This is a genomic window from Streptomyces carpinensis (assembly GCF_002154505.1).
Lineage (GTDB): Bacteria > Actinomycetota > Actinomycetes > Streptomycetales > Streptomycetaceae > Streptomyces > Streptomyces carpinensis.
Genome location: NZ_MUBM01000078.1, coordinates 21,818 through 35,273 on the forward strand (window position 1 = coordinate 21,818; position 13,456 = coordinate 35,273).

Annotated in this window: 14 protein-coding genes and 1 pseudogene; 9 read left to right on the top strand and 6 right to left on the bottom strand. The window is 67.4% G+C overall.

What is annotated here, in order from left to right; all coding sequences use genetic code 11:
• Positions 1-529: 529 nt before the first annotated feature.
• The 6 genes and pseudogenes from BZY54_RS11390 to BZY54_RS11415 form a co-directional block, all read right to left on the bottom strand.
• Positions 530-790 carry a hypothetical protein gene (locus tag BZY54_RS11390; RefSeq protein ID WP_143668036.1) on the bottom strand — a complete coding sequence of 87 codons (261 nt, stop codon included), beginning with the start codon at positions 788-790 and terminating at the stop codon, positions 530-532.
• 449 nt (positions 791-1,239) lie between these two features.
• Entirely contained in the window at positions 1,240-1,509 is a 270-nt protein-coding gene (locus tag BZY54_RS11395; protein WP_143668037.1) for a hypothetical protein, read from the bottom strand.
• 64 nt (positions 1,510-1,573) lie between these two features.
• Positions 1,574-2,161, bottom strand: a pseudogene (locus BZY54_RS11400) (YihY/virulence factor BrkB family protein); the annotation flags it as partial.
• A gap of 260 nt (positions 2,162-2,421) precedes the next feature.
• Complete coding sequence (locus BZY54_RS11405) at positions 2,422-3,141, bottom strand: GntR family transcriptional regulator (RefSeq protein ID WP_244217099.1); 720 nt, start codon at positions 3,139-3,141, stop codon at positions 2,422-2,424.
• 20 nt (positions 3,142-3,161) lie between these two features.
• Positions 3,162-3,665 carry a flavin reductase family protein gene (locus BZY54_RS11410; RefSeq protein WP_086725051.1) on the bottom strand — a complete coding sequence of 168 codons (504 nt, stop codon included), beginning with the start codon at positions 3,663-3,665 and terminating at the stop codon, positions 3,162-3,164.
• Positions 3,666-3,691: 26 nt separating this feature from the next.
• The gene (locus BZY54_RS11415) at positions 3,692-4,117 is read right to left on the bottom strand and encodes an ester cyclase (protein WP_086725052.1); all 426 of its coding nucleotides are present in this window, start codon (positions 4,115-4,117) and stop codon (positions 3,692-3,694) included.
• Positions 4,118-4,583: 466 nt separating this feature from the next.
• On the opposite strand from BZY54_RS11415, the gene BZY54_RS11420 reads away from it, so the two are divergent.
• The 9 genes from BZY54_RS11420 to BZY54_RS11460 all read left to right on the top strand — a co-directional run.
• Positions 4,584-5,210, top strand: coding sequence for an amino acid synthesis family protein (locus tag BZY54_RS11420; protein WP_086725053.1), 627 nt, complete (start codon positions 4,584-4,586; stop codon positions 5,208-5,210).
• Positions 5,207-5,758 carry an amino acid synthesis family protein gene (locus tag BZY54_RS11425; protein WP_086725054.1) on the top strand — a complete coding sequence of 184 codons (552 nt, stop codon included), beginning with the start codon at positions 5,207-5,209 and terminating at the stop codon, positions 5,756-5,758. Before BZY54_RS11420 ends, BZY54_RS11425 begins: the two co-directional genes overlap by 4 nt.
• Before the next feature lie 6 nt (positions 5,759-5,764).
• Complete coding sequence (locus BZY54_RS11430) at positions 5,765-6,496, top strand: alpha/beta fold hydrolase (RefSeq protein WP_086725061.1); 732 nt, start codon at positions 5,765-5,767, stop codon at positions 6,494-6,496.
• Entirely contained in the window at positions 6,489-7,976 is a 1,488-nt protein-coding gene (locus tag BZY54_RS11435) for an aldehyde dehydrogenase (RefSeq protein ID WP_086725055.1), read from the top strand. The genes BZY54_RS11430 and BZY54_RS11435 overlap by 8 nt, the downstream gene beginning before the upstream one ends.
• A gap of 1 nt (position 7,977) precedes the next feature.
• Positions 7,978-8,262 carry a tautomerase family protein gene (locus BZY54_RS11440; RefSeq protein ID WP_086725056.1) on the top strand — a complete coding sequence of 95 codons (285 nt, stop codon included), beginning with the start codon at positions 7,978-7,980 and terminating at the stop codon, positions 8,260-8,262.
• Positions 8,259-9,302, top strand: coding sequence for an LLM class flavin-dependent oxidoreductase (locus BZY54_RS11445; RefSeq protein ID WP_086725057.1), 1,044 nt, complete (start codon positions 8,259-8,261; stop codon positions 9,300-9,302). The genes BZY54_RS11440 and BZY54_RS11445 overlap by 4 nt, the downstream gene beginning before the upstream one ends.
• A gap of 310 nt (positions 9,303-9,612) precedes the next feature.
• Positions 9,613-11,052, top strand: coding sequence for a purine-cytosine permease family protein (locus tag BZY54_RS11450; protein WP_086725058.1), 1,440 nt, complete (start codon positions 9,613-9,615; stop codon positions 11,050-11,052).
• 940 nt (positions 11,053-11,992) lie between these two features.
• Complete coding sequence (locus BZY54_RS11455) at positions 11,993-12,391, top strand: DUF4440 domain-containing protein (protein ID WP_086725062.1); 399 nt, start codon at positions 11,993-11,995, stop codon at positions 12,389-12,391.
• Positions 12,392-12,692: 301 nt separating this feature from the next.
• Positions 12,693-13,456, top strand: a 764-nt coding sequence (locus BZY54_RS11460) for a S1 family peptidase (protein WP_086725059.1), incomplete at its 3' end; no start/stop codon positions are given.

A 13,456-nucleotide genomic window follows, 5' to 3' on the forward strand; every position in this document is an offset into this window, starting at 1 on the left:
CTTCGCCCCGGGACACGTGCGGGCGCCCGGGCAGGCCGGACTGTCGCCAAGATGCTGTTCACGTGTCTTCAGTGCCAGATACTGCCCTGACCAGCACGCTGACCATCGCGAGGGCCCCGGCGCACAGACCCATTCATGGAACCTGGGCTCCCCCACGCCAGCCGAGTGCTCCAAGGGATCGCAACTCCCCTACGCTCCCAGTAGGCCCACCGCTACCGTGCACCTCGCCGGCCGCCATCAGCGACGGCTGAGAAAAGAGAAGATGACCGTGCGGTGCGTTTCAGCGACTGGCTTTCTTCCATAGCCCAACGGCTGCCCACGCCAGCACGGCGCTGATCCCGAGGTTTGCGCCAGGCGCCGTATTTCACGACGCTCGTGAACCCGGCCAGGCTCAGGCAGCCGAGCAGAACGGCTACGAGAGGCTGGACTGGTACAACTACCACCGACCCCACACCGGCATCGTAGGCCACCCCCCAGCCAGCCGCGTCACCAACCTGTCCGGACAGCACAGCTAGCCGCCCGCGCGGCGCTACTGGACTGGCTCGGCAGCACCGCTTACGACGCCGACGACCAATGCGTCTGCACTGGCGAGGGCAGTTCCGGCAGCACGTTTCTCGACGAGTGCCCGGACATGCGCGCGTTTCGGGACCTTCGGCCGGTGCTCTACCGCGCAATGCACCCGCTCCTCGAACACGACGGCACGGCCGTAGCCAGCGCGGCGCTCCTGGCCGTCCTCCCCCTGGCAGAGCACCCAGCCCTCACTGCGCGCCGAGGCGAACTGGCCGGCCATGCCCGGCGTCTGCTGTCTGTCCACAAGCACCGACCGCTGCAGACGCGACCGCGTCCTGGAAGCCTTGACGGCGTGGAGCCACGACATCAGCGGCCTGCAAAACGCGGACGACGTGGCAGCCTGCGCATCCCGCGCCCGGCGGGTCGCGGAACGCTGGACAGGTGGGTATAGCGACGACCCGCCGTTTTGACCCGGGGCACGCGCTCTTCCCGGTGGCTGCGTACGCGAGTTGTGGTTCAAGCTCAACGTTTGTGACGCGGCCACTGTGAGTGAGGGCACTGGTGATCGCGGACGGCTTACGAAGTTGCCCGAAAATAAGCCGTCGTCAAAGCGATTGGGACGAGCACCGGGGCCGTGAAGAGGTCGTGCTTCGACAATGTCGGGTCCCAGCTCCTCAGGAAACGCGTTCCGTTGGCCCAGCAAGACGTTCCCAATCGTGTCCCTCGCGGCTACAGCCGCCTGATTGACTGCCCGAGAATGCGTTCGATGCGTTTCACCAGGCGTGCGTTGAGTCGGGCCCGGGCTGCTCTCGCCGAGGCGACCACGTCGGTCAGCTCGGCACAGACTTCACGGCGCTCATCAGAGTCGACGTCACCGCCGCCGAGCCGCAGGATCGCTGCCCGTACCTGGCCTGTCCCCGCAGCAAGCAATTGCAGGACACACAAGTTGAGCCAGAACCAGTAGTCATGTGCAAACACCTCCCCCGCGTACATAGCCATTCCGGGCATCGTCGGCGTGCCCGTACCCGGTGGTTCAGGCGACAGCCATGCGGGCGTGGGGGTCTCAGTGTGCGTCCCGAGCAGGGCGGCGCAGAGGGCGGCGGCCAGTAGGGGGACGGCGCAGTGGCCGCCGAGCGGGCCGGCCAGGGCGGTGCCTGCGGCCAGGCCCAGGCGGATGGCACTGGCCATCCAGCCGACGGCCTCGGTGTCCGTTCCGTGCGGGGCGAGCGCTGTCGCGCGGCTGGGTGTAGGGCTCGGCCTCGGGCGGGTGCCCCCGGCGACGGCCCGCTGGCGCACGGTCTCGGCGTCGAACTCCAGGCCCAGCAGGATGGCGAGGTTGCTGATCCACAGCCAGACGAGGAAGACGATGACGCCGGCCATCGTGCCGTAGGTCTTCTTGCAGGCGGCGAAGTTGGCGACGCAGAACGCACGGCCGGCGGAGGCGGCCATCCAGATCACCAGAGCCAGGAACTGCCTGACGTCACCCAGCGGAACCCCTTCACCTTCGCGTTGAGGCTCGCCCAGTCCAGGATCGCGATCATTACCGTGACCAGCAGGATGAGGACCGGCCACTTCGAGATACCGCACACGGTCAGCGCCGTGTCCCCGATCCCGAGCGTCTGCCGGCCTCGCGGGCCAGGGAGCCGGTGAAGTGACCGGACTGCCGTATTCGAGGATCTCACCGCGGAAGCTGGCGTGACCGTGGAAGGCACGGGAGGATGCCCGGCCGGAACATGCCGCAGCTGGTCACCAGGGTGGGCGGGGAGCCGCTCCCGCTGCCGCCTGAGTCGGCGGTGGCTACCCGTGCATCGCGACTGTTCCACGCCGGCTCCATCGCACGGCCGGAATCGCGCCTACCCGCTCCGGCTCAACCTGATTGGGAAGCGATGAAGCGGCTGGATGCGCCCAAAATCAGTTACTTGCCACGCCGGACCCCGCGTGTCGGCCGCTGATGGGCAGACCCGCCAGTAGAGCCCGCCGGCTTGCCCTGACGTGCTCACGCATCACCTGCTCGGCACTGTCGCCGTCCTTTGCCAGGATCAGCTCCAGGACCAAGTGATGCTCCCGGTCGGACTGGGTGGCGCGGCCCGGCTGACTCAGTGAGGTCATCACCAGCCGGGCGTACGCCAGCTGATTCATCAACATTCGGTAGTGGGCCTGCAACTTTGTGTTGTCGGCGCCGGCCACGAGCAGATCGTGGAACTCGTGAACGAGCTCTGCGTATCGCTCCCGGTCGTCCCGCTCCACCGCTTCATCGGCCTCGCGCAGGTTTCGCTCGAGTAGGTCGATCTCCGGGACGCGGCCGCGCTGGGCGAGGAGGCGGGCGGCCGCGCCCTCGATGAGTTCCTTCATCTCGAAGAGTTCCGTGATCTCACGGCGGGAGGGGATGGTGACGAACGTCCCGACGCGGGGCCGGATCTCGACCAGCCCTTCCGTCTGTAGCTGTTTGAGGGCTTCGCGCACCGGCGTACGGCTCACGCCGAACTCGTCCGCGAGGGCCAGCTCCGAGAGCGGAGCTCCAGGTTCGATGTCGCCCTTGATGATGCGCCTGCGCATCTCGGCGATCACCGTGGCCTGCATCGATCCGTTCTTCGGTTCGCTCTTCGCGCGATTCACCGAGTACTCCTCCATCTCCCGTACTGCCCGCTGAATCATCCCAGAGGTGTGAGCGCGCCGCCGTCGAAGAACTTGCCCGCGCTGTAGACCATGGGATGGCGCTCGGCGACTGCGGCGTGCACCACTCGGCAGATGAAGATCGTGTGCGTACTGGCCTGGAGCCGCTCGCGGATCTGCACTTCCATCTGTGCGCTGCTGCGGGCGATCAGCGGGCTGCCGAACGGGCCGCTCTCCCAGTCGAGGTCCTTGAACTTGTCGGCGGCTTTGCTCGCGAACGTGCCGACGACGTCGAGTTGATCGGTGGACAGGATGTTGATCGCGAGGTGGTCCGCCCGGAACAGGCAGTCGTGGGTGGACGAGGTGTGCTGGACGCACACCATCACGGTGGGAGGGTCGAGAGAGATGCTCGAGAATGCGTTGACGGCCAGCCCTCTGGGGGTTTCCCCGTCCATCGCGGTCACGACCGTGACGCCGGTGACGAACTGCCGGTTGACCTGCTTCATCACGTCGATTTCGGGGGTCGGGGCAAGCGCGGCCATGAGGGTGCTCCTAGTCATCTTGATCGTCAGTCCTGTCCCACACTGATGATGCCGAGTGCCGAGAGCAGAGCGCGGGGATCCCACGTCACATGCTCCTCGACGACGCGGTCCGCCTGGAACCGGGCGAACGTGGCGCCGCTTACCTCGACGCGCCGCTTGGTGGGCGGGACACCGAGGAACGAATTCACGTGGGTTCCGCTGCTGTGCCAGCGGATCGCGGCCCTGTCACCTTCGACCACGATGTCGTCGATGGTGGTGGTCAGGTCAGGGAACGCCGCTCGCGTGGAGACGATCGCCGCCTTGAAGGCCTCCAGGTTCTGCGGGTGCGGGTCTGTCCCGTGGCGCAGGTAGGCCGGACTCAGCAACGCGTCGAGGGCATCGACGTCACCGTGCCCCCATGCCTCGGCCCATACCTTTTCGATGAGTTCTCGACGGGCGTCGATGTGCGCCATCTTTTCTCCTCCCACGGTGGCGGCATTGTGGAGTGCGGTCGGTCCGCCGGTAGGAACCGGCGTGCCGGCACGCTGCTGGAGGTGCCGAGCTGTACGGCGGAAGCGGAACCGTGCTCGTCCCCTCCGCCGGCGCCTTCGGCTGTGCCGTTCGTGGTGGTTTCTTCCCTGGCCCCCATGGCTGTGGGGCGCTGTTTCCACAACCCGTCCAAGGATGAAAGACACGAACTCCAAGGTCCCATGAGACCCGGCATCCGGCCCGCACTGGCATACAAGAAGCAGTAAGGCATGCCAGGGATGGAGCGTCAAGAGTTCGGGGGCATCGAATCACCCAACGACCTCGCTACCTCCCAAACATCCAGTTCATAGGTACTTTCTTAGCGACCGGCTCGGGCACTTCAGGGGCCGAGGAAGCCGTTGCGCTCAACCCCTTGACCGGTCTGGGAATGGATGCCTATGGTCCTGTGCCATGCAAGAGAGCTTGGAACAACCTGACGAGAGCATCGGTCTCCGCAAGCTCGTGCTCTACCGGGATGTCGTCTTCACCGAGGCGGGCGAGACACCCGCGCGGCCCGTGCAGCGCGCCAGCGTCGCCGCGGTCATACGGAATCCATGGGTGGGCTCCGGCCCTTCGACCGACCTGTCCATGGAGCAAGCTCGCATCGCTCCGGTGCTCGCGAAGCTGCTGACCGACCGGCTCATCGCGTCCATGGGCGGTGCGGACGAGATCGAAGCGTTCGGCAAGGCCGCCATAGTCGGCACGACGGGCGAGATCGAGCACGCCGGGGCACTCATCCACACCCCGTACTTCGGGAACCTGGTGAGAGAGTTCCTCCAGGGCGAGTCCATCATCTGTTTCGCCGACACGCGCGCCGAGGCCGGAGAGACATTGATCGTCCCTCTCTGGCACAAGACACATGCCGCGACACGCAGCCACTACCAGACCATCAGCGCCCGCGTACCCGACGCGCCGCGTGCGGACGAGATCGTCGTCATCGCAGCCGCGTCGACGGGGCCGCGGCCGCACCCCCGTATCGGGGACCGCATGACCGACCCCGTAGTCACCACCGAAACCCTGGAGGCTGTTCCCTCATGAGCGTCCGCAAGATCGTGACCGTCGTCGAAGAGATCCGCGCGGAGGGTGGCCGAGAGGTGACCCGCCCCGCTCGCGTCGCCGTCGTCGCAGCGGTGATCGAGAATCCCTGGGCTGGTCAGGGCTTCGTCGAGGATCTCGGCCCCGGCATCGACGCGCATGCCTCCGACCTCGGCGCGCTGCTGGCCCCGGCGGTTCTCGACGCCCTCGGTGAGCCTGCGGAGGCGTACGGCAAGGCCGCCATCGTCGGCCTGGACGGCGAGATCGAGCACGGCTCCGGTCTGATCCACACCCTCAAGTTCGGCGACCACTTCCGCAAGGCGGCCAATGCGACCACCCTGCTGCCCGCGGTCGAAAAGCGCGGGCCCGCGGGCGTGGTCTTCGACATCCCGCTCAAGCACATCACCGACGCCACGATCCGCTCGCACCACCAGAGCTTCGAGGTCCGGATCAGCGATGCCCCGCACCCGAACGAGATCGTCATCGCGCTCGCCGCCGCCGCTCAGGGACGCCCCCAGCAGCGCCTGGCGCCGCTCACGACCGAACAGTAGGTGCTCATGAGCAAGCCGACCGTGGTCCTGCTGCACGGCGTCGGACTCGACCACACCATGTGGGAACCCACCGCCGCGCTCCTGGCCGACCGCTTCACCGTGATCACCCCCGACCTGCCGGGCCACGGCACCCGCCCGCCGGTGCCCGACGGAGTGATCCTCGCAGACCTGGCCGACGGGGTGGCGGATGAGATCCCGGCCGGATCGCACCTGGTCGGATTCTCGCTGGGAGCGCTCGTCGCCCAGCATCTGGCGCTGCACCGCCCCCAGCTGGTGGCGACCCTGACCTCGGTCAGCTCGGTGTGCGCCCGTACGGCCGAGGAGCGGGCCTCGGTCCTCGCCCGCCTGCGCACCGCGGAGGCCGACTTCAAGGCGAGCGCGGCCGCAAGCCTGAAGCGGTGGTACGACGGCACGGATGTCGACGCGGACCGGGTGGCCCGCACCGAGGCCACGCTGCTCGCCAATCACGTCGGCTCCTTCCTCGGCTGTTATCGCGTGTTCGCCTCGGCGGACGCGGAACTCGGACCGCGCCTGGGCCGCATCGCCGTACCCGCACTCGCTGTGACGGGTGAAAACGATCCGGGCTCCACCCCCGAGATGACCCGGCGGCTCGCCGCCGCGCTTCCCGACTGCCGAGCGGTGGTCGTCCCCGAGGCGCGTCACATGCTGCCCATCGAGCGTCCCCAGGCGCTCGTCGACTCCCTCACCACCTTCCTCGGAGAGCGCGCACATGTCTGACCTCACCACGCTGCAGCACTTCATCGGCGGGGAGCCGGCGGAGCCCGCGTCGGGCGATTACTTCGAGAGCACCAACCCGGCCACCCGCGAGGTCCTCTACCGGGCCGCGCGCGGCGACGCGACCGACATCGACCGGGCCGTCGCCTCCGCGAAGAAAACCTTCGAAGACCCGCGCTGGCGCGATCTCAGCCAGACGCGGCGGGGTCACCTGCTGCGCCGCCTCGGTGACCTGATCGCCGAGAACGCCGAAGATCTCGCCCGGATGGAGACCCAGGACAACGGCAAGCTGCTGCGCGAGATGCGAGGGCAGCTGGCCACCTTGCCGGAGTACTACCATTACTACGCCGGACTCGCCGACAAGATCCACGGCGACTTCATCCCCACCTCCGACCGCCAGGTGCTGAACTACACGGCCCGGGAGCCGCTGGGGGTTGTCGGGGCGATCACGCCCTGGAACTCCCCCCTGACGCTGACCAGCAGCAAGCTGGCCCCTGCCCTCTGCACCGGCAACACCGTCGTGATCAAGCCCTCCGAATACACCTCGGCCACCGTCCTCAGGCTCGCCGAGCTCGCGCTCGAGGCAGGGTTCCCGCCGGGAGCGGTGAACGTCGTCACCGGATTCGGGGCCGAAGCCGGACAGGCCCTGGTCGACCACCGCGACCTCGCGAAGATCTCCTTCACCGGAAGCACCGCCACCGGGGCCCGCATCGCCGCGGCGACCGCAAGCCGGTTCATCGGCTCCACGCTCGAGCTCGGCGGCAAGTCCCCCAACATCGTGTTCGAGGACGCGAACATCCCGAACGCGGCGATGGGAGTCGTCGCCGGCATCTTCGCCGCCGCCGGACAGACCTGCATCGCCGGCAGCCGCGTCTTCGCCCACCGGTCGGTCTACGACGAGCTGCTCGAGCGCGTCGCCGAACGCGCCAAGACCATCCGCATCGGCGACCCTCTGGACGAGCAGACCGAGCTCGGCCCGCTGGCCTTCGCCGACCAGCGCGACAAGGTGGCCGGATACGTCGATCTCGGACGCAGCGAAGGCGCCCGGGTGCTGACCGGTGGGCACGCCACCGACGGCGGGCTCGGCGGCTACTTCTACGAGCCCACCATCCTCGTGGACGTCGACAACAGCATGCGCGTCGTACGCGAGGAGATCTTCGGCCCCGTCCTCGCCATCATGCCGTTCGACACCGAGGACGAGGTCCTACGTCTGGCCAACGACACCGACTACGGGCTCGCGGCCGGCGTCTGGACGACGAACCTCGCCCGGGCACACCGGATGGCGGCACGACTCGACGCCGGGACCGTCTGGGTCAACACCTACCGGGCCATGTCCCCCATGTCCCCGCGGCAGGGCTTCAAGACCAGCGGCGTCGGCGTCGAGCACGGCACCGAGACCATCAAGGAGTACACGCGCCTCAAGAGCGTGTGGATCAACACCAGCGAGGAGCCTGTGGCCGATCCGTTCACCATGCGGAGCTGACATGCCGCAGGTCGCCATCACCCTCGCCGAAGGCCGCACTCCGGACCAGATCAGGGACCTGCTGCACGAAGTACACGCCGCCGTCCTCCGCACCACCAATACCAAGCCCGAATACATCCGTGTCGTCGTTCACGAGGTTCCCCGCTCCCACTGGGTCACCGGCGACGTCACCCTCACCGAGATGGACGCCGCCGGCACGGGACAGTCCGGCGCGACCACCGACGAACACACCGGCCAGGGCAAGAGCCGACACCTGACCGGCACGCAAGACGAGGAGCAGTCATGAGGTTTTCGTTGTTCGTGCACATGGAGCGCTGGGACGAGGAGGTCAGCCACCGCCAGCTCTTCGAGAATCTCACCGAGCTGGCCCTGATGGCCGAGGCCGGCGGGTTCGGCACCGTGTGGATCGGCGAGCACCACGCGATGGAATACACCATCTCCCCCAGCCCGATGCCGCTGCTCGCCAACCTGGCCGCGAAGACCTCGACCATCCGCCTCGGCGCCGGGACCATCATCGCTCCGTTCTGGAACCCGATCCGGGCCGCCGGCGAATGCGCGCTGCTCGATGTCATCAGCAACGGCCGGATGGAGGTGGGGCTCGCCCGGGGCGCCTACCAGTTCGAGTTCGACCGGTTGGCGGGTGGGCTGTCGGCCCGCGACGGCGGCAAGCACCTTCGCGAGCTCGTGCCCGCCGTCCGGGCGCTCTGGCAGGGCGACTACGCCCACGACGGCGAGATCTGGCAGTTCCCGACCTCGACCAGCGTACCCAAGCCGGTGCAGCAGCCCACCCCGCCCATGTGGATCGCCGCCCGCGACCCCGACTCCCACGACTTCGCCGTCGCTCAGGGCTGCAACGTCATGGTCACCCCGCTCATGAAGGGGGACGAGGAAGTCGTCGACCTGAAGCGGAAGTTCGACACCGCCGTGGCCAACCACCCCGAAGTGCCGCGTCCCGAGCTGATGGTGCTGCGGCACACCCATGTCCACTCCCCCGACCAGCCCGACGGGTGGCGACCGGCCGCGGAGGCGATCGGCCGGTTCTACCGGACCTTCGACGCCTGGTTCGGCAACAAGACCACCCCGCAGAACGGGTTCCTCGCCCCCAGCCCCGAGTCGAAGTTCGCAGACCGCCCCGAGTTCGAACCGGAGTCGCTGCACAAGACAGCAATGATCGGCACCCCGGCCGAAATCATCGAACGGCTGCGCACCTATCAGGAGCTCGGCATCGACGAGTACAGCTTCTGGATCGACACCAGCCTGCCCCACGAGGAGAAGCGCAGGTCGTTGGAGCTGTTCATCAAGGAAGTCGCACCGGCGTTCCAGTAAACCGAGACCGTCTGGCGCAGCCGCGGGCCCGGGAAGGTCGTCCAACTGTGGTGCGAACGCTCTCCGTTCACCGGAAGACGACCCACAGCTCGTCGGCCTTCCCCGGCCGCCCCGCTCCCACACCCCTGATCACGCGCCAGGCCTCCAGCCCCTCGTCTTCGCCGGCCGGGTCATCGCCACCCACCGCCTCGCCTCGCAGGTCCGCAGCATCGGATTTTTCCGATATCTCACGAACGACTTCCGCATGGGTGAGACCCAGCAGTCGCCTCCCCCTTCAAGCAGCCTTCTTCCTCCGCCTCAGGAGCACGCCATGTCCCATGATGCCTCGGCGCCGGTGTACGGCAGCGCGGTAGCGAAGGTCGAGCCCTTCGGGGTCGACCACATCCCTGACAACGAGCGGCACGGCAAGCCTAGTTCGCAGTTCTTCGTCTGGTTCGCCGCCGGCTTGAACTTTCCCATCATCCTGCTCGGGTTCAGTGCGGCCTGGTTCGGGCTGAGCTTCCCCGCCGCTGTCACCGCCATCGTCATCGGGGCGGCACTGGGCTCCCTGCTCATGGCCGTGATGTCCCGGATGGGCGTACGGCTCGGCGTGCCGCAGCAGATCCAGGCCCGCGGACCGCTGGGCTTCTTCGGCAACTTCATTCCCGTCGCCTACATCAACGTTTTCGCCGGCGTCGGATGGGCGTCCGTGACCGTCATCCTCGGCGGCAAGGCGTTCGCCGGGCTGACCCACCTGCCGTTCTGGCTGTGCGCCGGGCTGCTGACACTGGTCGAGATGGTCGTCGCCATCTTCGGCTACAACATGATCAACTTTTTGCAGAAGGCGCTGACCTACGTCCTGACGCCCCTGTTCGCACTGATCACCGTGGTGGCCGTCGTACGCGGCGGAAGCGTCTTCCACGCCAACCCCCACGCGCAGGGATACATCGGCTCCACCGGCGGCCTGGTCACCTTCGGCGGCTGGTTCCTGTCCTTCCTGGTGGCCTGGGCGCCCTTCGCCTCGGACTACTCGCGCTACCTGCCGGACACCCGCGAGGTCGTCACGCGCACCGCCTGGTACACCGGCCTGGGCAACTTCGTCACCATCTGCTGGCTCGGCATCCTGGGCGTGGTCGTCGGCGGCAGCGCAACCAGCTCTGACTCGATCACCGCCCTGCACCAACTCGCCGGCCCCTTCGCCCTTCCCGCCCTGCTCGCGGTCGGGCTGTCGGCACTGGCGCAGAACTTCCTCAACGTCTACGGCGGCGCCATCTCCATCCAGACGCTGAAGGTGCCCGTCACCCGCACCCAGGCCGTCGTCGGCATCTGCGTGCTGGCGTACGCCCTCAGCCTGTGGGGCGCGTCCGGGACCGAGGCCAAGTTCAAGGTCTTCCTCAACCTCACCGCATACTTCATCGCCCCCTTCGCCGCCGTGCTGCTGCTCGACTACTACCTGGGCGGCCGCTCCGACGCGAGCCGCATCCCCGAACTCTACGACCGCTCCCGCGTGCTGGACTGGGGATTCGTCGCGTGGGCAGGCGGGGTCGCCGCATCCGTGCCGTTCTGGCAGTCCAGCTTCTACACCGGACCGTTCTCGGTGGCCCATCCGGGCGCCGGTGATCTCAGCATGTTTGTCGCAACGGGAGCAGGCGCGCTCCTGTACCTGCTGACCTACCGGCTCAAACCGCTGTGGGTGAGGAACGCCGACGGGACTCGCCTCTCCTCAGGCGAACCCGACCGTTCCAGGACGATGGCTTCGCACGATCACTGAGGAGATGCAACTGGCAGGCGGCGTCCGTGCATTCGGCCGCCGCGAGCCGGTCCTGGTCCAACTGGTCGTCAAGGATGGCGCTGCTTTGTGAGCCCGGGCCTCCAGCACCCGTTGACATCCTCCCCGCGCAGCACGCATGTCACCGAGAACAGCCCCTGCCTCCCATCGCTTCCCTCTTCACCAGAGAACTGTGACCATGCCGAACAAGCTTCCCCCATGGGCTCTGCAGCGAGTCGCAGCCGCACTACAAGCCCAGCGGAAAAGGGACTCGACATCGGTGAACGCCGCCGAACTCGCCCGCTCCACAGGGCTGAGCAAGAGGCTGGCCAGACAATGCCTGCGCCATGTACGGCCGATCTGATCGATCCTCGGCCATCTCGTCCAGACCGCCGCGCGGGTCGTGCGAGTCTGGCCAACGGTGTGTCGGCGTGTCGGCGACAGCTGAAAGTGGACCAACAGGGACCGTTGGGTCCTCACGCTCGCCTCGACTCCAGGCAGGAGTACTCACATCTGACGGAGGTGGACACGGTCTCGGCATACCCGGACGGGGCCATGTATGTCTCTGCTTAAATGCCGGCGAAGCGCCGCACTGCGAGAACAACGCCTGGCGCTGCAGGAGACCGCGGCACGGCTCGGCGCGGGTACCGTCCACGGTCAGCCGCGACTTGCTGACCAACTGCGGTCCTCATGACAACTGCATCTACGACTCGAACCCATGCACCATCACAGTCGCGTCCTGCCGACGCGGTATACGACAGCGAGAGTCCGCTGGCGCCTGCCGGAGTCTGCGGTCACGCTTCCCTCCCTTCCGGCGAGATCGCGTTCGAGTCGTCCTAGCAGCTCCCTCAGGCTCTGCGCGCTACCGGAGTTCAGTAGACGGAGCCTGAGAGCGTAATCCATGTTCTCCGTACGTTCGTCCGTCCGGTGCTACGGTCGCCCCATGTCCAAGATCGAGATTGATGCGGTGACCGCCGAGTTCTTCGGCGCCTTCGACAACCGTGGTGGCCGCCTCGCCGATGTGGAGCGGATCCGCAGGCTGGTTGTCCCTGGCGGTGTGATCGTCATGACCGGCCCGAAGTTCACGGTCTACACAGTGGACGAGTTCATCGAGCCTCGCCAGAAGCTGCTGACCGACGGTCGGCTGGTCGAATTCTCCGAGTGGGAGACCTCCGAGCGCACCGAGATCGCGGGCGATATCGCGTCGCGGATCGGCGAATACCGCAAGTCCGGGATCCTGGACGGCGAGCCGTTCGAGGGCGGTGGCGCCAAGTCCTTCCAGTTTGTACGCACTCCGGAGGGCTGGCGGATCGCCGCATTTGCTTGGTACGACCCGTCATGACTGTCCGGCTGTTCGGGCCAGCCTGACGCCTCATGCTGCACACACCAGAGACAGACGCCATGACGGACGAGGAACTCATCGCCCAGTGGGAGCAGCAGCATCGCAAAGCCCATCACCACCTGCGCGCAGTCGACGACGAGTAGGTCACCGCTCCCACACGTCCGGCCCGCCGCCGGCTCGAGTTTTCCCAGTACAGGGGGGCTGGCCATACCATCGACCGACCCGTTGCCCGGATGGTGCGACAGGTTTCGGGCAACGAGGCTGAGGACATACGGATCCACCAAGCAAAAGGGAACCCTCTGTGTTCAGCTTCAAGCCGCCGCGCCGCCGTACCGCCCGCACCGCTGCCGTCTGCGCTCTCGCCGCCGCGGCCTGTGTCACTGTCTTGGCCGGCAGCGCCGGAGCCATCGTCAACGGGTCGGACTCCACCGAGAGCTACCCGTTCATGGCGGTCATCCCGGCGTCGGCCCCGGACCAGGGTCTGATCGACGGGAACTGTGGGGCATCGCTGATCGAGCAGCAGTGGGTACTGACGGCAGCTCACTGCGTGAAGGTAGAGGGGCTCAAGCTGGACGGCATCGTGCGGGTCGGTAGCGACCACCGCAAGTCCGGCGGCACTATCCGGAAGATCGACCGGACCTTCGTCCATCCCGGCTATGTGAACGGCGACAACAAGGCCGCCAACAAGAACGACATCGCGCTGATACGCCTGGACCGCCCGGTCGCCCAGCAGCCCATCAAGATCGCCGAGCAGGCAGGGCCGCCCGGCACACCGACCCGGCTCCTGGGCTTTGGCACCACCGTCGACACCGAGTTCAAGTTCCCGGACCGGCTGCAGGAGCTGAACACTCGCAGGGGCACCGAGTCCGAGTGCGCGCCCGGCTACGCGAACAGGACCCGGCTGTGCACGATCACCACCGGGCCCAAGGCCATGGCGTGCTTCGGGGACTCCGGCGGACCGCAGGTCCAAAAAGGCCGGGACGGCCGCTGGGAGCTGATCGGCGTCACCTCGGGGCCCGGCGCCCCGAATGTGCCGTGCTCGCAGGGCCCCGAGGTGACGCCGAT

Coding starts and splice junctions, on each gene's coding strand:
- BZY54_RS11420 (WP_086725053.1), top strand. CDS start 4,584: ATGCAAGAGAGCTTGGAACAACCTGACGAGAGCATCGGTCTCCGCAAG.
- BZY54_RS11445 (WP_086725057.1), top strand. CDS start 8,259: ATGAGGTTTTCGTTGTTCGTGCACATGGAGCGCTGGGACGAGGAGGTC.
- BZY54_RS11430 (WP_086725061.1), top strand. CDS start 5,765: ATGAGCAAGCCGACCGTGGTCCTGCTGCACGGCGTCGGACTCGACCAC.
- BZY54_RS11405 (WP_244217099.1), bottom strand. CDS start 3,141: ATGGAGGAGTACTCGGTGAATCGCGCGAAGAGCGAACCGAAGAACGGA.
- BZY54_RS11450 (WP_086725058.1), top strand. CDS start 9,613: ATGTCCCATGATGCCTCGGCGCCGGTGTACGGCAGCGCGGTAGCGAAG.
- BZY54_RS11415 (WP_086725052.1), bottom strand. CDS start 4,117: ATGGCGCACATCGACGCCCGTCGAGAACTCATCGAAAAGGTATGGGCC.
- BZY54_RS11395 (WP_143668037.1), bottom strand. CDS start 1,509: ATGGCTATGTACGCGGGGGAGGTGTTTGCACATGACTACTGGTTCTGG.
- BZY54_RS11410 (WP_086725051.1), bottom strand. CDS start 3,665: ATGGCCGCGCTTGCCCCGACCCCCGAAATCGACGTGATGAAGCAGGTC.
- BZY54_RS11390 (WP_143668036.1), bottom strand. CDS start 790: ATGGCCGGCCAGTTCGCCTCGGCGCGCAGTGAGGGCTGGGTGCTCTGC.
- BZY54_RS11455 (WP_086725062.1), top strand. CDS start 11,993: ATGTCCAAGATCGAGATTGATGCGGTGACCGCCGAGTTCTTCGGCGCC.
- BZY54_RS11440 (WP_086725056.1), top strand. CDS start 7,978: ATGCCGCAGGTCGCCATCACCCTCGCCGAAGGCCGCACTCCGGACCAG.
- BZY54_RS11425 (WP_086725054.1), top strand. CDS start 5,207: ATGAGCGTCCGCAAGATCGTGACCGTCGTCGAAGAGATCCGCGCGGAG.
- BZY54_RS11435 (WP_086725055.1), top strand. CDS start 6,489: ATGTCTGACCTCACCACGCTGCAGCACTTCATCGGCGGGGAGCCGGCG.